The 26,988-nt window shown below is 64.1% G+C and carries 26 protein-coding genes; 24 read left to right on the top strand and 2 right to left on the bottom strand.

Translation table 11 applies throughout. The features are described from left to right. Positions 1 to 88: 88 nt before the first annotated feature. Positions 89 to 1,384: a spinster family MFS transporter gene (locus tag ABIB80_RS26400; RefSeq protein ID WP_007603529.1), complete on the bottom strand. Its 1,296-nt coding sequence runs from the start codon at positions 1,382 to 1,384 to the stop codon at positions 89 to 91. 60 nt (positions 1,385 to 1,444) lie between these two features. Next, on the bottom strand, positions 1,445 to 2,635 hold the full coding sequence (locus ABIB80_RS26395) for an aromatic ring-hydroxylating dioxygenase subunit alpha (protein ID WP_007603530.1): 1,191 nt from the start codon (positions 2,633 to 2,635) through the stop codon (positions 1,445 to 1,447). 181 nt (positions 2,636 to 2,816) lie between these two features. Here ABIB80_RS26395 and ABIB80_RS26390 point away from each other — a divergent pair, with 181 nt between their 5' ends. From ABIB80_RS26390 to mtnK, 24 genes are all read left to right on the top strand, one after another. Continuing rightward, complete coding sequence (locus ABIB80_RS26390) at positions 2,817 to 3,332, top strand: MarR family winged helix-turn-helix transcriptional regulator (RefSeq protein WP_007603531.1); 516 nt, start codon at positions 2,817 to 2,819, stop codon at positions 3,330 to 3,332. A 199-nt stretch (positions 3,333 to 3,531) separates the two neighbouring features. After that, positions 3,532 to 5,781, top strand: coding sequence for a TonB-dependent siderophore receptor (locus ABIB80_RS26385; RefSeq protein ID WP_354128711.1), 2,250 nt, complete (start codon positions 3,532 to 3,534; stop codon positions 5,779 to 5,781). 576 nt (positions 5,782 to 6,357) lie between these two features. Next, a complete protein-coding gene (locus tag ABIB80_RS26380; protein ID WP_007603535.1) occupies positions 6,358 to 6,723 on the top strand; it encodes an NADH-quinone oxidoreductase subunit A in 366 nt (121 codons plus the stop codon). Then, the gene (locus ABIB80_RS26375) at positions 6,714 to 7,301 is read left to right on the top strand and encodes a NuoB/complex I 20 kDa subunit family protein (protein WP_354128704.1); all 588 of its coding nucleotides are present in this window, start codon (positions 6,714 to 6,716) and stop codon (positions 7,299 to 7,301) included. The genes ABIB80_RS26380 and ABIB80_RS26375 overlap by 10 nt, the downstream gene beginning before the upstream one ends. A gap of 11 nt (positions 7,302 to 7,312) precedes the next feature. Then, a complete protein-coding gene (locus ABIB80_RS26370; RefSeq protein WP_007603539.1) occupies positions 7,313 to 7,927 on the top strand; it encodes an NADH-quinone oxidoreductase subunit C in 615 nt (204 codons plus the stop codon). A 2-nt stretch (positions 7,928 to 7,929) separates the two neighbouring features. After that, positions 7,930 to 9,126, top strand: a complete 1,197-nt coding sequence (locus tag ABIB80_RS26365) for an NADH-quinone oxidoreductase subunit D (protein WP_007603549.1) — start codon at positions 7,930 to 7,932, stop codon at positions 9,124 to 9,126. Then, positions 9,126 to 10,088, top strand: a complete 963-nt coding sequence (locus ABIB80_RS26360) for an FkbM family methyltransferase (RefSeq protein ID WP_219682258.1) — start codon at positions 9,126 to 9,128, stop codon at positions 10,086 to 10,088. The genes ABIB80_RS26365 and ABIB80_RS26360 overlap by 1 nt, the downstream gene beginning before the upstream one ends. Before the next feature lie 12 nt (positions 10,089 to 10,100). Then, the gene (gene nuoE / locus ABIB80_RS26355; protein WP_219682217.1) at positions 10,101 to 10,712 is read left to right on the top strand and encodes an NADH-quinone oxidoreductase subunit NuoE; all 612 of its coding nucleotides are present in this window, start codon (positions 10,101 to 10,103) and stop codon (positions 10,710 to 10,712) included. Beyond that, a complete protein-coding gene (locus ABIB80_RS26350; protein ID WP_007603552.1) occupies positions 10,712 to 10,918 on the top strand; it encodes a hypothetical protein in 207 nt (68 codons plus the stop codon). The genes nuoE and ABIB80_RS26350 overlap by 1 nt, the downstream gene beginning before the upstream one ends. A gap of 15 nt (positions 10,919 to 10,933) precedes the next feature. Continuing rightward, positions 10,934 to 12,259: an NADH-quinone oxidoreductase subunit NuoF gene (gene nuoF / locus ABIB80_RS26345; RefSeq protein WP_219682216.1), complete on the top strand. Its 1,326-nt coding sequence runs from the start codon at positions 10,934 to 10,936 to the stop codon at positions 12,257 to 12,259. A 5-nt stretch (positions 12,260 to 12,264) separates the two neighbouring features. Beyond that, positions 12,265 to 14,340 carry an NADH-quinone oxidoreductase subunit NuoG gene (nuoG, locus tag ABIB80_RS26340; RefSeq protein ID WP_354128703.1) on the top strand — a complete coding sequence of 692 codons (2,076 nt, stop codon included), beginning with the start codon at positions 12,265 to 12,267 and terminating at the stop codon, positions 14,338 to 14,340. A gap of 4 nt (positions 14,341 to 14,344) precedes the next feature. Beyond that, positions 14,345 to 15,412 carry an NADH-quinone oxidoreductase subunit NuoH gene (gene nuoH / locus ABIB80_RS26335; RefSeq protein WP_007603555.1) on the top strand — a complete coding sequence of 356 codons (1,068 nt, stop codon included), beginning with the start codon at positions 14,345 to 14,347 and terminating at the stop codon, positions 15,410 to 15,412. A 14-nt stretch (positions 15,413 to 15,426) separates the two neighbouring features. After that, positions 15,427 to 15,915 (top strand): NADH-quinone oxidoreductase subunit NuoI, encoded by a 489-nt coding sequence (gene nuoI / locus ABIB80_RS26330; RefSeq protein ID WP_026232873.1) that lies wholly within the window; start codon positions 15,427 to 15,429, stop codon positions 15,913 to 15,915. A gap of 9 nt (positions 15,916 to 15,924) precedes the next feature. Beyond that, entirely contained in the window at positions 15,925 to 16,563 is a 639-nt protein-coding gene (locus ABIB80_RS26325; RefSeq protein WP_007603557.1) for an NADH-quinone oxidoreductase subunit J, read from the top strand. Continuing rightward, positions 16,560 to 16,868 (top strand): NADH-quinone oxidoreductase subunit NuoK, encoded by a 309-nt coding sequence (nuoK, locus tag ABIB80_RS26320; protein WP_007603558.1) that lies wholly within the window; start codon positions 16,560 to 16,562, stop codon positions 16,866 to 16,868. The genes ABIB80_RS26325 and nuoK overlap by 4 nt, the downstream gene beginning before the upstream one ends. Before the next feature lie 61 nt (positions 16,869 to 16,929). Beyond that, positions 16,930 to 19,029 carry an NADH-quinone oxidoreductase subunit L gene (nuoL, locus tag ABIB80_RS26315; protein ID WP_007603560.1) on the top strand — a complete coding sequence of 700 codons (2,100 nt, stop codon included), beginning with the start codon at positions 16,930 to 16,932 and terminating at the stop codon, positions 19,027 to 19,029. Continuing rightward, a complete protein-coding gene (locus ABIB80_RS26310) occupies positions 19,030 to 20,538 on the top strand; it encodes an NADH-quinone oxidoreductase subunit M (RefSeq protein WP_007603561.1) in 1,509 nt (502 codons plus the stop codon). A 22-nt stretch (positions 20,539 to 20,560) separates the two neighbouring features. After that, complete coding sequence (gene nuoN, locus ABIB80_RS26305; protein ID WP_007603562.1) at positions 20,561 to 21,997, top strand: NADH-quinone oxidoreductase subunit NuoN; 1,437 nt, start codon at positions 20,561 to 20,563, stop codon at positions 21,995 to 21,997. Position 21,998: 1 nt separating this feature from the next. Continuing rightward, positions 21,999 to 22,805 (top strand): biotin--[acetyl-CoA-carboxylase] ligase, encoded by an 807-nt coding sequence (locus ABIB80_RS26300; RefSeq protein WP_007603563.1) that lies wholly within the window; start codon positions 21,999 to 22,001, stop codon positions 22,803 to 22,805. Further along, positions 22,805 to 24,475, top strand: coding sequence for a ribonuclease J (locus ABIB80_RS26295; protein WP_007603564.1), 1,671 nt, complete (start codon positions 22,805 to 22,807; stop codon positions 24,473 to 24,475). Before ABIB80_RS26300 ends, ABIB80_RS26295 begins: the two co-directional genes overlap by 1 nt. Before the next feature lie 12 nt (positions 24,476 to 24,487). Then, positions 24,488 to 24,892, top strand: coding sequence for a methylmalonyl-CoA epimerase (gene mce / locus ABIB80_RS26290; RefSeq protein WP_007603572.1), 405 nt, complete (start codon positions 24,488 to 24,490; stop codon positions 24,890 to 24,892). A 9-nt stretch (positions 24,893 to 24,901) separates the two neighbouring features. Next, positions 24,902 to 25,177: a DUF1467 family protein gene (locus tag ABIB80_RS26285; RefSeq protein WP_007603573.1), complete on the top strand. Its 276-nt coding sequence runs from the start codon at positions 24,902 to 24,904 to the stop codon at positions 25,175 to 25,177. A 30-nt stretch (positions 25,178 to 25,207) separates the two neighbouring features. Beyond that, positions 25,208 to 25,555: a hypothetical protein gene (locus ABIB80_RS26280; protein WP_007603574.1), complete on the top strand. Its 348-nt coding sequence runs from the start codon at positions 25,208 to 25,210 to the stop codon at positions 25,553 to 25,555. A gap of 31 nt (positions 25,556 to 25,586) precedes the next feature. Beyond that, positions 25,587 to 26,870, top strand: coding sequence for an S-methyl-5-thioribose kinase (gene mtnK, locus ABIB80_RS26275; protein WP_007603577.1), 1,284 nt, complete (start codon positions 25,587 to 25,589; stop codon positions 26,868 to 26,870). Positions 26,871 to 26,988 lie beyond the last annotated feature (118 nt).

Below are 26,988 nucleotides of genomic sequence, written 5' to 3'. Positions count from 1 at the left end.
TCTGTTTCCGGATGGTTTCGCGGGTTCCGCAAAATGGTTTCATGAATACGCCCGGTTGGTTTCGCCGGGCTTGCGGTCTGCACCGGCCTCAGACGGCCGCCCGGCCGATATCGTCCCGGATCGAGCGCGCCGCCCAGACGAACAGGAGCGCCCCCAGCGTGGTCGTGACCGCCGCCGAAAGCAGGGAATAGCGCACGGCCTCGGCGCCGTAAGCGCCCTTCAGGGCATCGTTGACCACGCCTACCGCGAGCGGCCCGACGCCCTGGCCGAAGCAGGTGGCGGTGAGCGCGATCAGGGCGGAGGCCAGCGCCCGCATGCTCGGCTTGGCCACCGTCTGCGCGATCGCGAAGATCGGTCCGAGATGGAAGCCGACCAGGAACGAGGTCAGCGCCAGCGTGGCCACCATCATCGCAAAGTCCTGCGTCAGCATGCACAGCGCGAACACCGGGCCGGCAAGGCCCGAGGTGATGGCGGGCGCCCACAGCTTCCAGCGATCGTCGCGGCGGCTGATCTGCGCCACCACGAAGCCGCCGAGCAGGGTGCCCGCCATGCCGGCGAGCCCCTTGAAGGTGCCGGCATAGGTGCCGATCTCGGCGCTCGACAGATGGTGCACGCGCGCGAGGAACGGCGGTATCCACGCCGCGGTCGCATAGTTCGTGTAAGTGGTGAGACAGAAGCCGATCAGCACGATGATGAAGCTCTGCTGCGAGGCCAGGAAGCGCAGGGTCGGCCCGAGCGGCTCAGGCACGAAAGTCTCCTGCATGGCGCCGCGCTTCGGCTCGGAGATCGTCAGCCACAGGACAATAGCGAGCAGGATACCGGGCAGGCCCGCGACGTAGAATGCCATCCGCCAGCCATAGTGCTGGTTGACGTACCCGCCCACGAAATAGCCGAGGAAGACGCCGAGATAGGTGCCGACGGCGTAGATGCCGAGCGCGCGCGGACGCTCATTCTTGGCAAAGAGATCAGCGACGATCGATTGCGAGGCGGGAGAGCCCGCGGATTCGCCGATGCCGACGCCGATCCTCGCCAGCGCCAGCGAAGTGACGCTCGAAGCGGCGCCGCACAACGCCGTCATCGCACTCCAGAACGCGAACGCAGCGGCGACGATGTTGCGCCGGTTGAGCCGGTCGGCGACGCGCGCGATGGGAATGCCGAGCAGGGAATAGAACAGGGCGAAGCCGAAGCCCGCGAGCAGGCCCATCATGGTGTCGCTGAGCTGGAATTCCTTCTTGATGGGCTCGATCAGGACGTTGAAGATCGTGCGGTCGAGGAAGTTCAGCGCGTAGATGATCGTGAGCAGGCCGAGCACGTAATAGCGCCGTGCCGAGGGTTTTGCCGCGGCGGCCGTTTGCACCGACATCTGTGACGTCACATCGACCATCGCTTCCCCCAATTTGTCGTTGTTCTCGTTGTCGGTCCAGCCCTGATTGGAGCTGGCATGTCAGCCTTCGCGGATGTAATTCCCCGCTTCGAATTCGACCGGAGGCGCGTTCACATCGAATGAGATTCCGATCGGATTGCGGCCTGCTTCCATCGCTTCGAGCTGCTCGCTCAGCATGCGCCGGATCATGAGGATGCCGCGGTCGCTCTGGCCGAAATGCTCCTCGGAATGGATGGTCTGCGGTCCCTGGCCGACCTGGGCTTCGTAATCGCCCGGAAATTGCTGGTGCTCTTCCTCGGTCATGTCCCACCAGAATTTGCCGTTGAACTTCGAACGCATGCGGCCGATGTCGCCGGCGCTCTTGACGCGACCGGCGACGTAGATGCGGAACGAGGTGTCATCGATCGGCAGCGTCCAGCCAAGCGACTCGACGCGGGCGAACTGCGCCACGCGAGGGTTCGGCACGACGCGCAAGGTGGGGAGCGCCGCCTCGGTGACGCGGTAAAACACACGGCCGTCATCCTGCTTGCGGATCGAGCGTACGGCGATGCCGCGCGGCGTTTTGTCGAACGTCACCTCCGGCATCGACGCCATCATGTTGGTGAATTGCGGACCCGAGAACGAGCCGTGCAGCACCGGCACGTGGTAGGGATCGACCACATTCTCGAAATGCTGGAGCCAGTTGCAGGGGATGATCGCGGGACCGCCGCCGCCGATCGAGGAATCGTCGGCCTCGACGAACTCGCCGTCGTCCATGGTCTCCAGGCATTCATAGGCCGGTAGCACCGGACGTTTCTCGGCCGGGCCCATATAGGCGAAGATCAGTCCGTAGCGTTCCTCGACCGGATACCAGGGCTGGCGCACCTTGTCCTTGAACTGGCCGCCGTCGGGCTCGCAGGGCTGCTCCAGGCAATGACCCTCGGTGTCGAACTTCCAGCCGTGATAGCAGCAGCGGATGCCGTCCTCCTCGACCTTGCCATAATAGAGCGTGGTGCCGCGGTGGCAGCAGCGAGCGTGCAGCAAACCGGCGCGGCCGTGCTTGTCGCGGAACAGCACCAGATCCTCGCCGAGCGTGCGGACTTTCTTCGGCGTGTCGGTGGCGTCACTGATGAGGCCAACCGGATGCCAGTAGCGGCGGAGCAGTTCGCCCATCGGCGTGCCGCGCACGACCGAGGTGAGCTCGGTGCGGGTGTGCGCCGGCTTCATCGCATAGGCCGTGCCGAGATCGCGATCCCGCTGGGTGATGCTCATACCGGTCCTCCCGCAGTTGGCCGTACCGGCCGGGCCATTTTTGATGCCTTGTGCCAAGTGAAGATTAGATAGATGATAATGTCAACGATTTCTAAATGCCTCTTAGTCGCATTCGGATCAGGCTGGGGAGGTCGCGCTACCAAGACTTGGCACGCCGCGGCTTTCTTGGCAGAGGTGGACCATGAGCCAGACATCAAGCAGGGCCGGGCGCACATCGTCCGATGCGGACGAAAGTCAGTCGCCGGCGCCGATCACCGTCATGCTATCGTCGCGGCTGATGGTGCTGGCCAATCTGCTCAAGCGCGGTGCCATCCTGCGCTACAAGCGCCTCGCCGGATTGTCATCGGTCGAGTTCGGCCTGGTCGCCTCGCTCGGCCGGCGGCCGCCGATGAGCGTGGCGCGGCTTGCGGAAGCCGTCGGCCAGGACAAGGGGCAGATCAGCCGCGCGCTTGCGGAACTCGTGTCGCGCAAGCTGATCGCGAAATCGGCCAACCCGAAAGACAGCCGCGAGGTGCTGGTCTCGCTGACCGCAACGGGCCTTGCGGCACATGATGCGATCGTCGCCGGTGCGCAGGAGCGCAATCGGCGTTTGCGCGAACATCTGAGCGAAGCCGAGTTCGCGACCTTGCTGCAGCAGGTCGATCAGCTGACGGCGATCGCCGCCGAGATGCTCGAGAGCGAGAAGATTTCGCGCTGACGTTTCGGCGATCCCGGAACATGTTGGATCGCTTCCAAGACCCTTTCCAAGACTCTTTCTAAGACTCCTTCTAAGAGGCTTTCAATTAGGGAATTCGCGCGCGCTCCCCTAAGCGTCACCGCAAGCGCATGCCGTCATGGGCCGACAGCATGTGCAATCAAAACACGCAGTTTTGGGGTTGCGCGTGAACAGTCTTGGAATGCTGCGGTCGGCCGTATTGGCGACCGCATCCGCCTGGGTTTTGCTGCCGCAGGCATCGCTTGCACAATCTCCTGCGCAGAGTGGCGCGCAGAACATTCCGTCGGTGACCGTCACCGCGCCGGAAGCGCGCCGCCGGGCGGCGCCCTCCGTCCAGCGCCGCGCGCCGCGATCATCCGAGCAGACCGCCAGCCGGAGCAGGCCGCCGCCGCGCAATGTCGGTTTCGTCGAGACGCCACGCGGGCCGGTGCACGGCTACGTCGCCGGCCGCAGCTCGTCCGGCACCAAGACCAACACGCCGATCATGGAGACGCCGCAGGCGGTGTCGGTGATTGGCGCGGAGCAGATCCGCGACCAGAAGGCGAACAAGCTCGACGAGGTCCTGCGCTATGCCGCCGGCGTCCGCGCCGGGACCTTCGGCGCGGACACGCGCAACGACTGGTGGCTGATCCGCGGCTTCAAGTCCGACGATGTCGGACTGTTCCTCGACGGCATGCAGCTGTTCTACACGTCCTATGCGAGCTGGAAGCTTCAGACGCCCAACATGGAGCGCGTCGAGGTGCTGCGCGGTCCGTCGGCCGTGCTCTATGGCGGATCGAGCCCGAGCGGCATCGTCAACGTCATCAGCAAGATGCCGCCCGCGGAGCCCGTCCGTTTCATCGAGACCGGCGTCAACAATTTCGGCAATGCCTATGTCGGCTTCGATGTCGGCGGTCCGGTCGCGACGAGCCCTGAGAACGGCAAGCTGTTCTACCGCGTCGTCGGCCAGGTCCAGAACGGCCCCACGCAGGTCAATTTCACGCCGGATAACAACTACTTCATCGCGCCCTCGGTGACCTGGAAGCCGGACGCCGACACGACGTTCACGGTGCTGGCTTCAGCTTCCCGGCAGGAAACCCGTGGCATCAACTTCCTGCCCTATGAGGGCACGGTGACCAACGCTCGGTTCGGCAAGATCCCGACCAGCTTTTTCGCCGGCGATCCCAGCGTCGACAAGTTCACGCGCGAGCAGGAGATGCTGGGCTATCAGTTCGAGCGCAATCTCACCGACGATTTGACGTTCCGGCAGAATGCGCGGTTTGCCCATGTCGACGTGACCTATCGCGGCTACGTCGGCAACAATTGGGCTGACATCAACACGGCTAGTCTTGGTCGCTATAATTGGTATGCGAAGAACACCGCGAACCAAGCCAATCTCGACAACCAGCTGGAGTACCGCTTCAACACCGGCGCGCTGCGTCACACCATGCTGTTCGGGGTCGATTTGAAGGGCTACCAGATCGACGACTATCAGGCATTCAACTTCGGCACCGTTCCTTCGATTAACGTCTTCAATCCCGCCTATGGATTTGACATTCCGTTGACGGGCGCGCCGTTCCGCAACTTCCAGATCACGCAGAAGCAGGCCGGTACCTATCTTCAGGACCAGATGAAGCTCGGCAACTTCACGCTGGTGCTGAGCGGCCGCAACGATTGGGTCGAGACGACGCAGGCTGGCCGTGATACCGGCGCCACGCTCGCCAGCCGCGACGACAGCAGGTTCAGCGGGCGCGCCGGGCTGATCTACAATTTCGACAACGGCATCGCGCCCTATGTGTCGTACGCCACAAGCTACAATCCAATTATCGGCCTCAACGCGCAAAACCAGCTGTTCCTGCCGGAGACCGGCCAGCAGGCGGAAATCGGCGTCAAGGTCGCGCCGCGGGGATTTGACGGCTACTTCACCGCTTCGGTGTTCGACTTGAAACGTCAGCATGTGGCAACGACCGACCCTGTCGTCACGACCTTGCAGAACCAGACCGGGGAGGTGACCTCGCGCGGCATCGAGCTCGAAGCGGTGGCGAACGCCACGCGCGAGCTGAAGCTGATCGGCTCGTTCACGGCCTACCATTTGTTCAACAGCAGGGATCTGGACCCGGCGTTGGTCGGCAAGACCCCGACCAACACGCCTGAGCTTCTGGTGTCCGGCTGGGCGGACTACACCTTCAAGGACGGGCCGCTGGCGGGCTTCGGCTTCGGCGGCGGCATCCGCTATATCGGTTCGTCGTGGGCGGATGCGGCCAATACCCTTGAGGTTCCCGCGGTCGTGCTGGGCGATCTCGCGCTCCACCATGAATGGCAGAACTGGCGCACCGCGCTGAACGTGGTCAATTTGACCGACAAGATCTACGTCGCCAGCTGCGCGGCGGCGTCCTCCTGCTTCTACGGCGACCGCCGGCGCGTCACCGCCAGCGTTTCCTACAAATGGTGAGGACAGGCCAAATGGTGGGGAAAGGCGAAAGGCGATCGTGAGAGCCTGACCGGCTCGTCACCCGGCTTCCACCACGAGATCGATGAGCTCGCGGGCCATGCCCCCCGGCCCGAAGCTCATGCGAGCGCGGCGCGCGACGACCCAGCCACGTTGCCGCCGCGCTCGCCACCCATTTTTCGCTGCGGCGAAGCGGGCGCCTCCTGCCCGACGCATTCGCCAGACGAGCCCGGGTCCGATCGTGATGCATGGCTCCCGGGTCGCTCGCCCGATAATGGGCGCGCTTGGCCTCGTTGTAATCTGGACTTTGCAGCGTCGCGGCCTAGATAGAGTGAGCCTTCCCAATCACGGACGTCACGGCCCAGCGCGTGTGGACTGATCGGGGCGCCCTTGCTGGGGCGGTCGATCTGCTCCATACCAGCCGCGGGGTGATTCCGGGATTTCCACCGTTCTGAGGGCGACAAAGGGCCTAAAAAGAGCGTGTCTTGCGCCCATTGGTGCACTGCGCTAAGGCTCAGAACAATTCCAAACTGGACGAATCCGTGGCTGTCCCGAGGCTGCGGGAAAAAGGGCTCGTCAATGAGCGGCATTCTGCAGAACTATCTTCCACTCGTCGTCTTCATAGGGGTAGCGGGCCTCATTGGCCTGGTGCTGCTGATCGCGCCGTTCATCGTGGCGTTCCAGCAGCCTGACCCGGAAAAGCTGTCGGCGTATGAGTGCGGTTTCAACGCCTTCGACGACGCCCGCATGAAGTTCGACGTCCGCTTCTATCTCGTCGCCATCCTCTTCATCATCTTCGACCTCGAGGTGGCGTTCCTGTTTCCCTGGGCTGTGGCGTTCGGCAAGCTTGGCGCGACCGGCTTCTGGTCCATGGTGGTGTTCCTTGGCGTGCTGACGGTCGGGTTCGCCTATGAATGGAAGAAAGGCGCACTGGAATGGGATTGAACCCTGTGTCGTCCGTCGGTCCGGTTCTCGCGCCGGCCCCCAAGGGCATCCTTGACCCGTCGACCGGCAAGCCGGTCGGGGCCAATGATCCGTTCTTCCTCGAGGTCAATTCGGAACTGTCCGACAAGGGCTTCTTCGTGGCCGCGACCGACGACCTCATCACCTGGGCGCGTACCGGCTCGCTGATGTGGATGACCTTCGGTCTCGCCTGCTGCGCGGTCGAGATGATGCAGGTGTCGATGCCGCGCTACGACGTCGAGCGCTTCGGCTTCGCGCCGCGCGCCTCGCCGCGTCAGTCGGACGTGATGATCGTCGCGGGGACCCTGACCAACAAGATGGCGCCGGCGCTGCGCAAGGTCTACGACCAGATGCCCGAGCCGCGTTACGTCATCTCGATGGGCTCCTGCGCCAACGGCGGCGGCTACTATCACTATTCCTACTCGGTCGTGCGCGGTTGCGATCGTATCGTGCCGATCGACATCTACGTGCCGGGCTGCCCGCCCACGGCGGAAGCGCTGCTCTACGGCGTGCTGCTGCTGCAGAAGAAGATCCGCCGCACCGGCACCATCGAACGCTAAGGTTTTACGTCATGGACGACGCCAAGCTCGACGCCCTGGGGCAGACGATCGTTAGCGCGCTTCCGGGCGCCGCCATCGGTCATTCGGTGGCCTTCAACCAGCTCACGGTCGATGTCGAGGTCAGCAAGATCGTCGAGGTGGTCAAGTACCTCCGCGACGACCCGAACTGCCGCTTCATCAATTTCACCGACATCACGGCGGCGGACTATCCCTCGCGCGAGAAGCGCTTCGACGTGATCTATCACTTCCTGTCACCGACCCTGAACGCGCGGGTCCGGCTCAAGGCCCAGGCCGACGAGACCACGCAGGTGCCGTCGCTGATCGAGGTGTTTCCCGGCGCCGACTGGTTCGAGCGCGAGGCCTACGACCTCTACGGCGTGATCTTCGTCGGTCATCCCGACATGCGCCGCCTCCTGACCGATTACGGCTTCGAGGGTCATCCGCTGCGCAAGGATTTCCCGACCACCGGCTTCCTCGAGGTCCGCTACGACGACCAGGAGAAGCGGGTGGTGTACGAGCCGGTCAGGCTCAACCAGGAATTCCGCAAGTTCGACTTTTTGTCCCCGTGGGAGGGCGCCGACTATCCGGTCCTTCCGGGCGATGAAAAAGCGGGGCCGAAGGTCTGATCATGAACGAGCAACCCGAACAGCTTCGCAACTTTACGATCAACTTCGGACCGCAGCATCCAGCTGCGCACGGTGTTCTTCGTCTTGTGCTTGAATTGGATGGTGAGGTCGTCGCCCGCGTCGACCCGCATATCGGCCTGCTTCACCGCGGCACCGAAAAGCTGATCGAGCAGAAGACCTATCTGCAGGCGATCCCTTATTTCGACCGCCTCGACTACGTCGCGCCGATGAACCAGGAGCACGCCTTCTGCATGGCTGCAGAAAAGCTGCTCGGCATCGAGGTGCCGCGCCGCGCGCAGCTGATCCGCGTGCTCTATTGCGAGATCGGCCGGATCCTGTCGCACCTGCTCAACGTCACCACGCAGGCGATGGACGTCGGCGCGCTGACCCCGCCGCTGTGGGGTTTCGAAGAGCGCGAAAAGTTGATGGTATTCTACGAGCGCGCCTCAGGCAGCCGCATGCACGCAGCCTATTTCCGCGTCGGCGGCGTGCATCAGGACCTGCCGCAGAAGCTGGTCGACGACATCGACGCCTGGTGTGATCCGTTCCTGAAAGTGGTCGAAGATCTCGACCGGCTGCTCACCGCCAACCGCATCTTCAAGCAGCGCAACGTCGACATCGGCGTCGTCTCGCTGAAGGAAGCCTGGGAGTGGGGCTTCTCCGGCGTGATGGTGCGCGGTTCGGGCGCGGCCTGGGATCTGCGCAAGTCGCAGCCCTATGAATGCTACGCCGAGATGGATTTCGACATCCCGATCGGCAAGAACGGCGACTGCTACGACCGCTATCTGATCCGCATGGAAGAGATGCGCCAGTCCGTGCGCATCATGAAGCAGTGCATCCAGAAGCTGAACGCAGCCGACGGGAAGGGCCCCGTCGTCGTCGAGGACAACAAGGTCGCACCGCCGCGCCGTGGCGAGATGAAGCGCTCGATGGAAGCGCTGATCCACCACTTCAAGCTCTACACCGAAGGCGTCCACGTGCCGGCCGGCGAGGTCTATGCCGCGGTCGAGGCGCCCAAGGGCGAGTTCGGCGTCTTTCTGATCTCGGACGGCACCAACAAGCCCTACAAGTGCAAGATCCGCGCGCCGGGCTTTGCGCATCTGCAGGCCATGGACCACATCTGCCGCGGTCATCTGCTCGCCGACGTCTCGGCGATCCTCGGCTCGCTCGACATCGTGTTCGGAGAGGTCGATCGGTGATGGCGCAGGCGCCGATCCAGTTTGACCGCGCCTCGGGGGCCCTTGAAGGGGCCAACCTGTGGGAGCGGACGGCTGCCTTGGCGCTGGTGACGGGATCGAAGATCTCGTCGCACTTCTCGCATATGGGCTACATCGCCTGCGCCAATCTGCTGCGGAAGACGCTGCCCGAGCGCAACATCGCGATCAAGCTCAACCCCGACGCCGTGTTCGAATTTCCCTACGGCGACGGCTATTGGAGCAAGCTGCTCAACCGCTCCTACAATTACGAGGACGAGCTGGAGCTGTTGTTCGCCGACTCCATCGACGTCGACTACACGCTGCTCGATTGCGGCGCGAATTACGGCTATTGGTCGGTGCTGGTGTCAAGCAAGCCGTTCGGTTCGCACAAGGCGATCGCGATCGAGCCGTCGGGGCAGAACTATCCGAAGCTCGCCAACAACGTCCGCATCAATGGCAGCCGCTTCGAGACCATGAAATGCGCGATCGGCGCGGCCCGTGGCACCGCGCGTCTGTCAGGCACCAAGCACGAGGCCTTCAGCATTGCCGGCGATGCGTCGGCGGTCGGCGAGGACGTGCCGGTCATCGCGCTCGACAATCTGATCGACGACGGCAAGGTCGCTAGCACCGGCAAGTACCTGATCAAGCTCGACGTCGAGGGCGTCGAGATCGAGGCGATCAAGGGCGGCGCCCGGCTGCTCCAGGCCGACAGCGTCGTCATGTGCGAGGAGCACGGCAGCGACCGCTCGCACGCAGTATCGCGCTACATCCTCGAACACACCCCGCTGAAGCTGATCGTCTACGATCCCAGCACAAGGCGTATGGAGACGGTGACCGAGCTGTCGATCCTCGACCGCATCAAGGTCTCCACCCATGTCGGCTACAATGTTTTCGGCACCGCAAGCGCATTCTGGCAGGACAGGATCAATGCCCTGAATGCGAAAACCGCGCGCCGCATGCAATGAGAGATTGAAGAGATGTCCGTTCGCCGATTAGCACCGAAGGAAGTCCAGCCCGCGAGCTTTGCGTTCACGGAGGAGAACCTCGCGTTCGCCAAGCAGCAGATCGCGAAATATCCGGCCGGGCGCCAGGCTTCGGCCGTCATCGCCATCCTCTGGCGCGTTCAGGAACAGCACGAAGGCTGGGTCTCGGAGGCCGCGATCCGCGCTGTCGCCGACATGCTCGATATGCCCTATATCCGCGTGCTCGAGGTCGCGACCTTCTACACGATGTTCCAGCTGGCCCCGGTCGGTAAGAAGGCCCACATCCAGGTCTGCGGCACCACGCCGTGCCGCCTGCGCGGCGCCGAGGATCTGATCCACGTCTGCGAGCACCGCATCCATCACGAGCCCTTCCATCTCTCCAAGGACGGCAATTTCAGCTGGGAGGAGGTGGAGTGCCTCGGTGCCTGCGTGAATGCGCCGATGGTGCTGATCGGCAAGGACACCTATGAGGATCTGACCAAGGAAAGCTTCGGCAAGGTGCTTGACGGCTTTGCTTCGGGCAATCCGCCCAAGCCCGGTCCGCAGAACGGCCGCCAGTTCTCGGCGCCGACCGGTGGGCCGACCACGCTGAAGGAGATCACCTGATGCGTGATCTCTCGGCGCCGCGAGTTGAAGGGAGCAGTGTTGTGAAGAAGTGGGGCTTCGTCGCAATGCATTCCGCCGTGGCGGCCACATTCATTTTCCTGCTTCAGCGCTTCGCCCTCAGCGCGTCGCTGGAATCCAGCCTGCTCTGGGCGCTGACCTTTGCCGTCTGCGCCGCCGGGCTTGCCTACAAGCAAGCCAACCGTTGATCGGAAAGCACTGACATGCTCGAGGACAAGGACCGCATCTTCAAGAACCTTTACGGCCTCCACGATTGGGGGCTCGAGGGCGCGCGGCGCCGCGGCGCCTGGGATGGAACGAAGAACATCATCGACAAGGGCCGTGACTGGATCATCAACGAGATGAAGGCCTCTGGCCTGCGCGGCCGCGGTGGCGCCGGCTTCCCGACCGGCCTGAAATGGTCGTTCATGCCGAAGGAATCGACCGACGGCCGGCCGAGCTATCTCGTCGTCAACGCCGACGAGTCCGAGCCCGGGACCTGCAAGGATCGCGAGATCATGCGGCACGATCCGCATCTCCTGATCGAGGGCTGCCTGATCGCGAGCTGTGCGATGAATGCGCATGCCTGCTACATCTATGTCCGCGGCGAGTTCATCCGCGAGCGCGAGCATCTCCAGGCGGCGATCGACCAGGCCTATGAGGCCAAGCTGGTCGGCAAGGACAATATCAACGGCTGGCCGTTCGACATCTATGTCGCCCACGGCGCCGGCGCCTACATCTGCGGCGAGGAAACTGCGCTGCTCGAGAGCCTCGAAGGCAAGAAGGGCCAGCCGCGGCTGAAGCCGCCGTTCCCGGCGAATGTCGGCCTGTACGGCTGCCCGACCACCGTCAACAATGTCGAGTCGATCGCGGTTGCGCCGGACATTCTGCGCCGGGGCGCGGCGTGGTTCGCCGGCATCGGCCGTCCGAACAATGTCGGCACCAAGCTGTTCTGCATTTCCGGCCACGTCGAGCGGCCCTGCAACGTCGAAGAGGCCATGGGCATTCCGTTCCGTGAGCTGATCGAGAAGCATTGCGGCGGCGTCCGCGGCGGCTGGGACAACCTCAAGGCCGTGATCCCCGGCGGCTCCTCGGTGCGCATGGTGCCGGCCGAGCAGATCATCGACACGCCGATGGATTTCGACTCGTTGAGCAAGCTGCGCTCGGGCCTCGGCACCGCGGCCGTGATCGTGATGGACAAGTCGACCGATTTGATCCGCGCCATCGCCCGCATCTCCTATTTCTACAAGCACGAGAGCTGCGGCCAGTGCACGCCATGCCGCGAGGGCACCGGCTGGATGTGGCGCGTCTTGACCCGCATGGCCGACGGTCGCGCCCACAAGCGCGAGATCGACATGCTGCTGGAAGTCACCAAGCAGGTCGAAGGCCACACCATCTGCGCGCTCGGCGACGCGGCGGCGTGGCCGATCCAGGGCCTGATCGCGCATTTCCGTCATGAGATCGAAGCGCGCATCGACCAGTATTCGCATAAGGCCGACATCGACGATGCCGGCGTCCGCGATCCCGTGAACATGGTCGCGGCGGAGTAGAGACAATGACCAAGCTCATCATCGACGGTAAAGAGATCGATGTCCCCGCCGAATACACGCTGCTTCAGGCGTGCGAGGCGGCCGGCGCCGAGATTCCGCGCTTCTGCTATCACGAGCGGCTGTCGATCGCCGGCAATTGCCGGATGTGCCTCGTCGAGGTGAAGGGCGGCCCGAAGCCGGTCGCGAGCTGCGCCTGGGGCGTGCGCGATTGCCGTCCGGGTCCCAAGGGCGAGCCGCCGGAAATCTCCACCCGTTCGCCGATGGTGAAGAAGGCGCGCGAAGGCGTGATGGAATTCCTTCTCATCAACCATCCGCTGGATTGCCCGATCTGCGACCAGGGCGGCGAGTGCGACCTGCAGGACCAGGCGATGGGCTATGGTGTCGACACCAGCCGCTTCGCCGAGAACAAGCGCGCCGTCGAGGACAAATATCTCGGCGCGCTGGTCAAGACCTCGATGAACCGCTGCATCCAGTGCACCCGCTGCGTCCGCTTCTCGGCGGAAGTGGCCGGCGCCCCCGAAATGGGCGCGACCGGCCGCGGCGAGGACATGGAGATCACGACCTATCTCGAGCACGCGCTGACGTCTGAGCTCCAGGGCAATCTCGTCGACATCTGCCCGGTCGGCGCGCTGACCTCGAAGCCTTATGCCTTCGCCGCGCGCCCGTGGGAGCTCGGCAAGACCCAGTCGATCGACGTGATGGACGGCGTGGGCTCTGCGATCCGCGTCGACACCCGCGGCCGCGAAGTGATGCGTATCCTGCCGCGCATCAACGAGGCCGTGAACGAGGAGTGGATCTCGGACAAGACCCGCCACGTCGTCGACGGCCTGCGCACGCAGCGCCTCGACCGGCCCTATATTCGCGAAGCCGGCAAGCTGCGCGCGGCCAGCTGGCCCGAGGCCTTTGCCGCGATCGCCTCCAAGGCGGCCCGCACCGACGGCAAGCGGATCGGCGCGATCGCGGGCGATCTCGCCGGCGTCGAAGAGATGTTCGCGCTGAAGGATTTGCTGGCCAAATACGGCTCGGCCAATCTGGCGGTGCAGGGTGGCGATGCCTTCGATCCCGCGCTCGGCCGCGGCTCCTACATTTTCAATCCGACGCTCGCCGGCGTCGAGCAGGCCGATGCGCTGCTCATCATCGGCGCCAATCCGCGGAAAGAGGCGGCCGTGTTCAACGCCCGCATTCGCAAGCGCTGGCGCGCCGGCGGTTTCAAGGTCGGCGTGATCGGCGCCAAGGCCGATCTGACTTACGACTATGATCACCTCGGCGCGGGCACCGAGACGCTCGGTGAGCTCGCGGCCGGCAAGCACTCCTTCATGGACGTGCTGAAGAACGCCAAGAACCCGATCATCCTGGTCGGTGCCGGCGCCGCCTCGCGCCACGACGGCGCCGCCATTCTCGCAGCCGCGGCCAAGCTCGCGCTCGACGTCGGCGCGCTCAAGGACGGCTGGATCGGCTTTGGCGTGCTGCATGAGAGTGCCTCGCGCGTCGGTGCGCTCGACATCGGCTTTGTCGCCGGTCAGGGCGGGCTGAACGCGGCGCAGATGACGACGTTCGGGACGCTCGATCTGCTGTTCCTGCTCGGCGCCGACGAGATCAAGCCGTCGGACGGCACCTTCGTCGTCTATATCGGCACCCACGGCGACCGCGGCGCCCATCGCGCCGACGTGATCCTGCCGGCAGCCGCCTATACCGAGAAGTCGGCGATCTACGTCAACACCGAAGGCCGCGTGCAGATGACCGGACGGGCCGCATTCCCGCCGGGCGAGGCTCGCGAGGACTGGGCGATTGTCCGCGCGCTGTCGGAGGCGCTCGGCAAGAAGCTTGGCTATGATTCGCTTTCGGCCCTGCGCCAGGCGATCTTCAAGGCCGTGCCGCATCTGATCCGTCTCGATCAGATCGAGGCCGGCTCGGCCGATCAGATCAAGAAGCTCGCGGGGAAGGGCGGCACAACGGAGAAGGCTCCGTTCAAGCCGCTTGTCGAGGACTTCTATTTGACCAACCCAATCGCGCGTGCGTCCGCCGTGATGGCGGAGTGTTCGCGGCTTGCCTCCGGGCAGATGCTGACCGCAGCGGAGTGAGCCGATGGAATTCTTCGAAAGCGCATTCTGGACCGGGTTTCTCTGGCCGCTGATCATCATGATCGCGGAGAGCGTCCTGGTGCTGGTCGTCCTGCTGGTGGCGATCGCCTACATCCTGCTCGCCGACCGCAAGATTTGGGCGGCGGTGCAGATCCGCCGCGGCCCGAACGTGGTCGGTCCCTGGGGCCTGCTGCAATCCTTCGCCGACCTCCTGAAGTTCGTGCTGAAGGAGCCGATCATCCCGTCCGGCGCCAACAAGGGCGTGTTTCTCCTTGCCCCCTTGGTCTCATGCGTGCTCGCGCTCGCGGCCTGGGCGGTGATCCCGACCAATCTCGGCTGGGTGATCTCCGACATCAATGTCGGCGTTCTCTTCATCTTCGCGATCTCGTCGCTGTCGATCTACGGCATCATCATGGCCGGCTGGTCGTCGAACTCGAAATATCCGTTCCTCGCGGCGCTGCGCTCGGCGGCGCAGATGGTCTCCTACGAGGTCTCGATCGGCTTCGTCATCATCACGGTGCTGCTCTGCGCCGGCACGCTGAACCTCTCGGCCGTGGTCGAGGCGCAGCATGTCCGCGGCCTCGCCAGCCTGATCGGGCTGCCGCAGCTCACCATCCTGAACTGGTACGTCTGGCCGCTGTTCCCGATGTTCGTGATCTTCTACGTCTCGGCGTTGGCGGAAACCAACCGCCCGCCGTTCGACCTCGTCGAAGCGGAATCCGAGCTCGTCGCCGGCTTCATGGTCGAGTACGGCTCGACGCCGTATCTGCTGTTCATGCTCGGCGAGTATGTCGCGATTGCCACGATGTGCGCGATGGCGACGATCCTGTTCCTCGGAGGCTGGCTACCGCCGGTGGACCTGCCGCCCTTCAATTGGGTGCCGGGGATCATCTGGTTCTCGCTGAAGCTGTTCTTCATGTTCTTCCTGTTCGCGATGGCCAAGGCGATCGTGCCGCGCTACCGCTACGATCAACTGATGCGCCTCGGCTGGAAAGTCTTCCTTCCGTTGTCGCTGGCGATGGTGATCGTGGTGGCCGGTGTGCTGCACTTTGCCGGCATCGCGCCGAAGTGAGGGCCGTCATGGGTATCAACATCAACGCCACTGCACGCTCGCTTCTGCTGTCGGAATTCGTCTCGGCGTTCTTCCTCGCCATGCGCTATTTCTTCCAGCCGAAGCCGACGCTGAACTATCCCTTCGAGAAGGGGCCGATCTCGCCACGCTTCCGCGGCGAGCATGCGCTGCGGCGCTATCCGAACGGTGAAGAGCGCTGCATCGCCTGCAAGCTGTGCGAAGCGGTTTGCCCGGCCCAGGCCATCACCATCGAGGCCGGTCCGCGCCGCAACGACGGCACCCGCCGGACCGTGCGCTACGACATCGACATGGTGAAGTGCATCTATTGCGGCCTCTGCCAGGAAGCCTGTCCGGTCGATGCCATCGTCGAAGGTCCGAACTTCGAGTTCGCGACCGAGACCCGCGAGGAACTGTTCTATGACAAGGCCAAGCTGCTCGCCAATGGCGACCGCTGGGAACGCGAGATCGCGAAAGCGATCGAACTCGACGCGCCGTACCGGTGAGATGAGAGCATGATCCTTCCCGCGCTGTTCTTCTATCTGTTCGCCGGCGTCTGCGTCGCCTCGGCGGTGATGGTGATTGTCTCGCGCAATCCCGTGCACTCCGTGCTGTACCTGATCCTGGCCTTCGTCAACGCCTCCGGCCTGTTCGTGTTGATGGGCGCCGAATTCCTCGCGATGATCCTGATCGTCGTCTATGTAGGCGCCGTCGCGGTGCTGTTCCTGTTCGTGATCATGATGCTCGACGTCGACTTCCTCGAGCTGCGCGAAGGCTTTATCGAGTACCTCCCGGTCGGCCTCGTGATCGGCGGCATCTTCCTGTTCGAGCTGCTGCTCACGGTCGGCTTCTGGGTCATCAACCCCGGCGTCGCCAAGACGATCACGGCGGCGATCCCGACCAACGTCTCCAATACCGAGGCGCTGGGCCTGGTGCTCTATACCAAGTACATCCACTACTTCCAGCTCTCGGGCATGGTGCTGCTGGTCGCGATGATCGGCGCCATCGTGCTGACGCTGCGGCACAAGGCGAGCGTCAAGCGGCAGGACATCAACGTTCAGAACGCGCGCACGCCCGAAATAGCGATGGCGATACGCAAGGTGACGCCGGGGCAGGGGCTCCAGGATTCTGACGCGGCGGAGTGGGTGAAATGACGATCGGGCTCGGACACTATCTTGCGGTCGGCGCGATCCTGTTCACGCTCGGGATCCTCGGCATCTTCCTGAATCGCAAGAACATCATCGTCATCCTGATGTCGATCGAGCTGATCCTGCTCGCGGTCAACGTCAACCTCGTGGCGTTCTCGACCTTCCTCGGCGACATCGTCGGGCAGGTGTTCGCGCTCCTGGTGCTCACCGTCGCGGCCGCTGAAGCCGCGATCGGTCTCGCCATCCTGGTGGTCTATTTCCGCAACCGCGGCTCGATCGCGGTTGAGGACGTCAATCTGATGAAGGGCTGATCGCATGATCCGGAAAAGTGGATACCGGTTTTCCGACCAGATCATGCGGAAAGATTAAATCATGGTCCAGGCAATCGTCTTCCTGCCTCTGCTGGGCGCCATTCTGGCCGGCTTGATCGCGCTTTTCGGCGCGCATGCCCGCAACCCCTCGGGCGACACGGTCGAGCATCACGATGATCACGGCCATGGCGCACACGCCCATGCGTCCGACACGATCAATGAGGATGCGTCGGTCATCCACGAGACACATCACGAGCCCGGCGACGGCCACGATGACCACCACGTCTCCGAGCCGCCCGCGGCGGGCTCGCGCGGCGCCGAGCTGATCACCACGGCATTGCTGTTCGTGTCGGCGGCGCTGTCCTGGATGACGCTGGTCGATGTCGGCTTCATGCACCATGACATGCGCATTCCGCTGCTGCCGTGGATCCTCTCCGGCGATCTCCAGGTCTACTGGACGCTGCGGGTCGACACGCTCACCGCCGTGATGCTGGTGGTGGTGACCACCGTGTCCTCGCTCGTGCACCTCTATTCCATCGGCTACATGGACGAGGACCCGAACCGGCCGCGCTTCTTCGGTTATCTCTCGCTGTTCACCTTCGCCATGCTGATGCTGGTGACCGCGGACAACCTCGTGCAGCTGTTCTTCGGCTGGGAAGGCGTGGGTCTGGCGAGCTACCTCTTGATCGGTTTCTGGTACCAGAAGCCGTCGGCGAACGCTGCCGCCATCAAGGCCTTCGTGGTCAACCGCGTCGGCGACTTTGGTTTTGCGCTCGGCATTTTCGCGATCTTCCTGCTGGCCGGCTCGACCGATTTCGAGACCATCTTCCATGCTGCGCCCGGCCTGACCGGCAAGACCATCGACTTCCTCGGCTGGCATGCCGACGCACTGACCCTGACCTGCCTGCTGCTGTTCATGGGCGCGATGGGCAAATCGGCGCAGTTCCTGCTGCACACCTGGTTGCCGGACGCGATGGAAGGCCCGACCCCGGTGTCGGCGCTGATCCACGCCGCGACCATGGTCACCGCCGGCGTCTTCATGGTGGCGCGCCTGTCGCCGCTATTCGAGCTCGCGCCGAACGCGCAGGCCGTCGTGATGTTCTTCGGCGCCACCACGGCGTTCTTCGCGGCGACCATCGGCCTCGTCCAGAACGACATCAAGCGCATCGTCGCTTACTCGACCTGTTCGCAGCTCGGTTACATGTTCGTGGCGATGGGAGCAGGGGCCTATTCGGTCGGCATGTTCCATTTGTTCACGCACGCCTTCTTCAAGGCGCTGTTGTTCTTGGGCTCCGGCTCGGTGATTTACGCGATGCACCACGAGCAGGACATCCGCAACATGGGCGGCCTGTGGCGCAAGATCCCCTACACTTACGCGGTGATGGTGGTCGGCACACTCGCGCTCACCGGCTTCCCACTGACCGCCGGCTATTTCTCCAAGGACGCGATCATCGAGTCTGCCTACGCCTCGCATAATCCATTCGCGATGTACGGCTTCCTGATGACGGTCATCGCGGCCGGCTTGACCTCGTTCTACTCGTGGCGCCTGATCTTCAAGACCTTCCACGGCGAGCCGCATGACGAGCATCACTACGAGGCTGCGCATGAAGCGCCGATCTGGATGCTGATTCCGATCGGTGTGCTCGCGGTCGGCTCCATCCTGGCCGGCTTCCCGTTCAAGGAGCTGTTCGCCGGTCACGGCATCGAGGAGTTCTTCCGCGAATCCGTGAAGATGAACCCGCACATCATCGAGGAGATGCACCACATCCCCGAGACCATCGCCTTCCTGCCGACGGTGATGATGGTGCTGGGCTTCCTGGTGTCGTACCTGTTCTACATCCGCCGGCCTTATCTGCCGGTCGAGCTCGCGAACACGCAGCCGATGCTGTACAAGTTCCTGCTCAACAAATGGTACTTCGACGAGCTCTACGACATCATCTTCGTCCGTCCGGCGAAGTGGATCGGCTACCAGCTCTGGAAGAAGGGCGACGGCTTCATCATCGACGGCCTCGGCCCCGATGGTGTCTCGGCCCGCGTGCTGGACGTCACCCGCAACGTCGTGAAGATCCAGACCGGCTATCTCTACCATTACGCGTTCGCCATGCTGATCGGTGCCGCCGGCCTGATCACCTGGTTCATGTTCGGCTTTGGAGGCCAGTAAATGACGACCTGGCCAATTCTATCCGTCACGACGTTCCTGCCGCTGGTCGGCGCGCTGATCGTCTATCTCAGCCGCGGCGATGACGAGGCGGCGCGGCGCAACTCGCGCTGGATCGCGCTGTGGACCACACTGATCACCTTCGCCGTGTCGGTGATCCTGGTCATGCGCTTCGACGCGTCGAGCGCCGACTTTCAGTTCGTCGAGAAGGCGAACTGGCTCGCCACCGGCATCACCTACCACATGGGCGTGGACGGCATTTCGCTGCCGCTGGTGATCCTGACCACCGCCATCATGCCGTTCTGCATCATCGCGAGCTGGAAGGCGATCACCAACCGCGTCCGCGAATACATGATGGCGTTCCTGATCCTAGAAACGCTAATGGTCGGCACCTTCTCGGCGCTCGATCTCGTGCTGTTCTACCTGTTCTTCGAAGGCGGCCTGATCCCGATGTTCCTGATCATCGGCGTCTGGGGCGGTCCGCGCCGGGTCTATGCGTCCTTCAAGTTCTTCCTCTACACGCTGCTCGGCTCGGTCCTGATGCTGCTCGCCATCATGGCGCTGTACTGGAACGGCGGCACCACCGATATCCCGACCCTGATGCACACCGCCGTGCCGCGCTCGCTGCAGACCTGGGCGTGGCTTGCTTTCTTCGCCTCGTTCGCGGTGAAGATGCCGATGTGGCCGGTGCACACCTGGCTCCCCGACGCCCACGTCGAGGCGCCGACCGCAGGCTCGGTGGTCCTGGCGGCGATCATGCTGAAGATGGGCGGCTACGGCTTCCTGCGTTTCTCGCTGCCGATGTTCCCGCTGGCCTCGCACGACTTCGCGCCGCTGATGTTCACGCTCTCGACCATCGCCATCATCTACACCTCGCTGGTGGCGCTGATGCAGGAGGACATGAAGAAGCTGATCGCGTACTCCTCGGTGGCGCATATGGGCTTCGTCACCATGGGTATCTTTGCCGGTACCATGCAGGGCGTCGCCGGCGGCGTGTTCCAGATGATCTCGCACGGCATCGTCTCCGGCGCGCTGTTCCTCTGCGTCGGCATCGTCTACGACCGCATGCACACCCGCGACATCGCGGCCTATGGCGGCCTCGTCAACCGGATGCCGCTCTACGCGCTGACCTTCATGGTCTTCACCATGGCCAATGTCGGTCTGCCCGGCACCTCCGGCTTCGTCGGCGAATTCATGACGCTGCTCGGCACCTTCAAGGTCTCGATCCCGACCGCGTTCTTCGCCACCTTCGGCGTGATCCTGTCGGCCTGCTACGCGCTGTGGCTCTACCGCAAGGTCGTCTTCGGGGCGCTGGTCAAGCCGTCGCTGATGAGCATGAAGGATCTCACCTTCCGGGAGGGCCTGACGCTGTTCCCGCTGATCGCGCTGACGATCCTGTTCGGCATCTATCCGAAGCCGGTGCTCGACATGTCGGCGGCCTCGGTCCAGCAACTCGTCAACAATTACAACACCGCTGTGACGGCCGTGAAGGCCGCCGCACTGCTCCAGTGAGCGGGCAGGTCAGGATATCGCCATGAGCTTTGAGACTGCAGGTTATCAACTGGCGCCGGTGCTGCCCGAGCTCGTGCTCGCGGTCGGAGCCATGGCACTCCTGATGCTCGGCGCCTATCGCGGGCAGGAGACCACCAAGACGGTCACGACGCTTGCGGTGCTGCTCCTGATCGTGGTCGGCGTGCTCGAATACATGCTGCCCGCGGGCAAGCACGTGACCTTCGGCGGTAGCTTCATCGTCGATGATTTTGCCCGCTTCATGAAAATCCTGGCTCTGATCGGCTCGGCCGTGACGCTGGTGCTGTCGACCGAGTTCCTGTCGGATCCGTCGCGCCGCATCTTCGAATACGCGATCCTGGTGCTGCTCTCGACGCTCGGCATGATGGTGCTGATCTCGGCCGGCGATCTGATCTCGCTCTATCTCGGCCTCGAATTGATGTCGCTGGCGCTCTACGTTGTGGCGGCCTCGAACCGTGACAACGCCAAGTCGACCGAAGCCGGCCTGAAGTATTTCGTGCTCGGCGCGCTTTCGTCGGGCATGCTGCTCTACGGCTCCTCGCTGATTTACGGCTTCACCGGCACCGTCGCCTTCACCGGCATCGCGGCGGCCGCGACGATCTCGAATGTCGGCCTGGTGTTCGGCCTGGTCTTCCTGCTCGCCGGCCTTTGCTTCAAGGTCTCGGCCGTGCCGTTCCACATGTGGACACCCGACGTCTACGAGGGCGCACCGACCCCGGTCACCGCCTTCTTCGCCTCGGCCCCGAAAGTGGCCGCGCTCGCGGTCTTCACGCGCGTCACGCTGACCGCATTCCCGGGGATCGTCTCGCAGTGGCAGCAGATCCTGGTGTTCGTGTCGATCGCCTCGATGGCGCTGGGTTCGTTCGCCGCGATCGGGCAGAGCAACATCAAGCGCCTGATGGCCTATTCCTCGATCGGCCATATGGGCTTTGCCCTGGTCGGCCTCGCCGCAGGCACGGTCGAGGGCGCGCAGGGCGTGCTGATGTACATCGTGATCTATGTCGCGATGACGCTGGGCTCCTTCGCCATCATCCTGGCGATGAAGCGCAACGGCCAGCCGGTCGAGCAGATCAGCGATTTCGCGGGTCTCTCGCGGACCAATCCGCTGCTCGCCTTCATGTTCGCGATGCTGCTGTTCTCGCTCGCCGGCATCCCGCCGCTGGCCGGCTTCTTCGCCAAATGGTACGTCTTCGTCGCCGCCATCAAGGCGAATTTGTTCACGCTCGCCGTTATCGGCGTGCTGACCAGCGTGGTCGGCGCCTACTACTATCTCAGCATCGTCAAGACGATGTATTTCGACGAGCCGGCCGGGCAGGTCGATCCGGTGCGCGTCGAAGTCAAGACGGTGCTGGCGGTTGCGGGTCTGTTCAACATCCTCTTCGCCCTGTTCGCGGGCCCGGTGGTGAGCGTCGCCTCCGCCGCGGCCAAGTCGCTGTTCTAGGATGGCATTCGCGCTCGGTCCTCGTGCGGCGTCGGCGGGCTACAAGCTCGCAGCTTTCGAACGGACCGGCTCGACCAATACCGAGGCGATCGAGCACGCGAGGCGCGGCGAACGTGGCCCGATGTGGTTCGTGACGTCGGAGCAGACCGCCGGCCGTGGCCGCCGCCAGCGCGCCTGGATCGCGCCAAAGGGCAACCTTGCCGCCAGCGTCCTCGAAGTCCTCGACGTCGCCCCTTCCGTCGCCGCGACGATCGGCTTTGCGGCCGGGCTGGCCGAGGAGGCCGCCCTGGAGAAGGTCAGCCTGGAGGCGGCACTGCGCCTTGGCGAGGGCCGTCCCCGCTACACCCTGAAATGGCCGAACGACGTGCTGGCCAGCGGCAAGAAGCTGGTCGGCATCGGCCTGGAGGCCGAAGCCATCGGCGACCGCCTTGCCATCGTCGTCGGCATCGGCACCAATGTCGTCGCCGCGCCCGAGGGCACGCCCACACCGGCGGTGTCACTGGCCGCGCTCGGCGTCCAGATCAGCGCTGAAGAGCTGTTCTCGGCGCTCTCCGATGCCTGGGTGGAGTTCCGCGGTATCTGGGACAATGGCCGCGGCTTTGCCGAAATTCGCAAATTGTGGCTGGAGCGCGCCGCCGGCCTCGGCGAGCGGGTCGCGATCCACACGGGAGTGATGACGCTGGAAGGCATTTTTGACACGATCGACGACACCGGCTGCCTGATCGTCCGCACTGCGGAGGGCCGGCGCGTGCCGGTGGCCGCGGGCGAGGTGTTCTTCGGCACGGCCGCCTCCGTGGGAGCTGCGTGATGGCGAAGCCTGAAGAACTGGTATTTGCACCGCTCGGCGGCGTCGGCGAGATCGGCATGAATTTGTCGATCTACGGCCTCGGCAACCGCCAGCAGCGGGCCTGGCTGGCGATCGATCTCGGCGTCTCCTTCGGCGACGAGGAGCATCTGCCGGGCATCGACCTGATCATGCCCGACGTCAGCTTCCTGGAGAAGGAACGCAAGAACCTGATGGGGCTGGTGCTGACCCACGCCCATGAGGACCATTTCGGCGCCATCATCGACCTGTGGCCGAAGCTGAAATGCCCGATCTACGCGACGCAGTTCAGCGCCGCGCTGTTCGAGGCCAAGTGTGCCGCCGAGCGCAATGCGCCGAAGATCCCGGTGACGGTGGTGCCGTCGGGCGGGCGCGTCGATATCGGCCCGTTCAACGTCGAGTTCATTCCGGTCGCGCATTCGATTCCGGAGTCGCATGCGTTGGCGATTCACACCGACGTCGGGACGGTGCTGCACACCGGCGACTGGAAGATCGATCCGACCCCGATCATCGGCCGCCCGACCGACGAAAAGCGGCTGCGGGAGCTCGGCGATGCGGGCCTGCTCGCCCTGATCGGCGATTCCACGAACGCCGTGCGCGACGGCCGCTCACCCTCGGAAGCCGAGGTTGCCAGGTCCATCACCGAGCTCGTCAAGGCCGCCAAGGGCCGCGTCGCAGTCACGACCTTTGCCTCCAACGTCGCGCGTCTGAAGGCCGTCGCCATCGCTGCGAAGGCCGCCGACCGTGAGGTCGTCGTGGTCGGCCGCGCCATGGAACGCGTGGTGCAGGTCGCCCGCGAGACCGGCTATCTCGACGGCGTGCAGAGTTTCCGCTCCGCCGAGGTCTACGGTCATCTGCCGCAGGACAAGGTGCTGGCGCTTTGCACCGGCAGCCAGGGCGAGCCCCGTGCCGCGCTGGCGCGGATCGCCAATGACGACCATCCCGAGATCACGCTCAACCGCGGCGACAGCGTGATCTTCTCCTCGCGCACCATTCCCGGCAACGAGAAGGCGGTCGGCGCGATCATCAATGGCCTGGTCTTGCAGGGCGTGGAGGTCATCACCGACCGCGACCAGCTGGTCCATGTCTCCGGCCATCCCCGCCGCGACGAATTGCGCGACATGATCGCCTGGACCAGGCCGCAGCTCCTGATCCCGGTCCACGGCGAGGCCCTGCACCTGAACGAGCACGCCAAGCTCGCGCGTGCCGCCGGCGTGCCGCGCGTGCTGGTCTGCCGCAACGGCGACCTCGTCAAGCTCGGCCCCGGCGATCCCGGCATCATTGGGCAGGTGCCTGCGGGCCGTCTCTACAAGGACGGCACGATTCTGGAGGACTCCAAGTCCCGCGCCGTGGTGGAGCGGCGCCGCATGGCCTTCTCCGGCTGCGCCTTCGTCGCCATTGCCATGACGCAGCAAGGTGAACTCGTCGACGATCCCGAGGTCGATCTGATCGGCATCCCCGAGAAGAACAAAGCGGGCGAGCCCTTCGACGACATCGTCTTCGACGCCGTGGTCTCCACCATCGAAGGTCTGCCGAAGGCGCGCCGTCGCGACGCGGATGCGCTGGCTGAATCTGTGCGACGCGCTGTCCGTTCGGTGATCAACGAACATTGGGGTAAGAAGCCCCCCTGTCTGGTACATGTGCTGACAGTGTAACGGGAGAGAAACATGCTGGGCCGGCTCAATCATGTCGCGATCGCGACCAAGGACGCCGTCAAGGCCGCCAAAATCTATGGCGCCGCATTCGGGGCCCAGATTTCGGAGGCCGTCGCGCTGCCCGAGCATGGCGTCACCACCGTGTTCGCGACGTTGCCCAACACCAAGATCGAGTTCATCGAGCCGCTTGGCGAGGCCTCGCCGATCGCAAAGTTCCTCGACCGCAACGCCGACGGCGGCATCCACCACGTCTGCTATGAGGTGGTCGACATCATCGCCTCGCGCGACACGCTGGTGAAGGAGGGCGCAAGGGTGCTCGGCGACGGCGTGCCGAAGATCGGCGCCCATGGCAAGCCGGTGCTGTTCCTGCACCCGAAGGACTTTTCCGGCGCGCTGGTCGAAATCGAGCAGGCATAGGCCGAAGCCATGGCCATCCAGATCTCAACGGCAATCGCGATCTACTTCGTCATCTGGTGGATCGCGCTGTTCCTGACGCTGCCGTTCGGCGTGCGCAGCCAGCACGAGGACGGCGTCGGAGTGCCGGGCAGCGACCCCGGCGCGCCGATCCTGACGCGGATGAGGAGCAAGCTGATCTGGACCACTATCATCTCGGCGATCATCTACGGGATCGCCATGGTCGCCTATCACGCCGGTTATCTCTCGATCGAACGCCTGTCGAAATTGATGGGCATGCCGTTTTAGGATTTCGTGGTTGGCTTTGTTGGGGGACCAATGACTTTTCAGAGGATCGTCGTCGCGCTTCTGGTGCTGATCGTCGCCGGCCTCGGTGCCATCGGCTATTTCGAGTGGAAGATGGCCGTGCAGGTGCGCACCCTGAAGGCGTTTGTCGAGGGCTACGTTTTCAACGAGGCCGTGATCGCCTGCGAGCAGGCCAAGAGCTCGACGCCGTTCAAATGGAACGGCGGCAAGAGCACCGCGGTGATCGGCCTGAACTCGGTCAAAACAGACAAATACACCGTCAGCGCCAGCTACACGCTGGTGGCGGACAGCGTCTATTGTGATTACGATCCGATCAAAAGAAAGGCCGAGATCGGCTCGAGCTTCCTGGAGCGGGAGTAACGATCCGGCCCCTAGATGGGATGGGATCGTCATGACCGGAGACGGGGCAGGGGATTATCGGATTCTGCATGAGGCTGACTTGCGGGATTATCTCGCAGGCGTTCCGGACCTCGCAGGGACCCTCGGTGGCGAGCCGGCCTCCTGGTCGATCACCGAAGTCGGCGACGGCAATCTCAATCTCGTCTTCATCGTCAAGGGCGGCCGCGGCGGCGTCGCCGTCAAGCAGGCGCTGCCCTATGTCCGCCTCGTCGGCGAAAGCTGGCCACTGCCGCTGTCCCGGGCTCATTACGAATATCTCGCTTTGTCGCGGCAGGCCGAGCTCGCGCCCGGCCTCGTGCCGGCGCTGCTGCATCACAACGAGGCCTTGGCGCTGACAGTGATGGAGCTGCTCGAGCCCCACATCATCATGCGCAAGGGGATGGTTGCGGGGACTCAGTACCCGCGCTTTGTCGATGACATCACCACCTTCATGGCGCGGACCTTGTTCTTCACCTCCGACCTCGCGCTGTCGGCGGCCGAAAAGAAGCAAGCCATCGCAGCCTTCGCCGGCAACCATGCACTGTGCAAGATCACTGAGGATCTGATCTTCACCGATCCCTACCGCATCGCCGAGCAGAACCGCTGGACCGCGCCCTATCTCGATGCGCTCGCCGCAGAGCTCCGCGAGGACATGGACCTGCATGTCGCGATCTCCCGGCTGAAGCTGAAGTTCATGGCCAGCCCCGAGGCGCTGCTCCACGGCGACCTGCACACCGGCTCGATCATGGTCACGGACGGCGAGACGCGGGTGATCGACCCCGAATTCGCATTCTACGGCCCGATGGGTTTCGACGTCGGCGCGGTGCTGGCGAACCTCCTGATGGCTTATTTTGCCTCCGCCGGTCACGAGCGCTCGCCGGGCGAGCGGCGTGCGTTCGAGGCCTGGGTGCTGGAGACGGTCGAGAACGTCTGGAACGCGTTCGCGCGCAAGTTCCTCGAGCTCTGGCGCGCCGGCGCCGCAGGCGATGCCTATCCCGCCTCGCTCTTCGCCGGCGAGACAGGCGCGGCACGACTGGAGGCCGAGCGGCAGGCCTACATGCAGCGGCTGTTTGCGGACACGGTCGGCTTCGCCGCGGCAAAAACCATCCGCCGCATCTTCGGTCTCGCCCACAATATCGATTTCGAGCTGATCGAGGATCCGCGCCGGCGCGCGATCAGCGAAGCACGCGCCGTGCGGCTGGCAAGGACGATGATGCTGGAGACGGGGGCGTTTCCGACCATCGCGGACGTCACCGCCGCAGCGCGAAAATTGCGCGACTGGCAGCCGGAGTTCTAGCGGGCGTCCTCGCAAATCGGCGCGACCCGCGCATACGTCAACCCCTTCAAGGCGCTTGCGCTCGACGTGCCGCGGATGATCAACTCTCGGACCAGAGCACGGCTTGCGTTGTCGGAGG

It is taken from the genome of Bradyrhizobium sp. i1.15.2 (assembly GCF_040548425.1).
Lineage (GTDB): Bacteria > Pseudomonadota > Alphaproteobacteria > Rhizobiales > Xanthobacteraceae > Bradyrhizobium > Bradyrhizobium canariense.
Note: the sequence above shows the minus strand (reverse complement) of the source record. Positions and strands in the feature narration are given on the sequence as shown.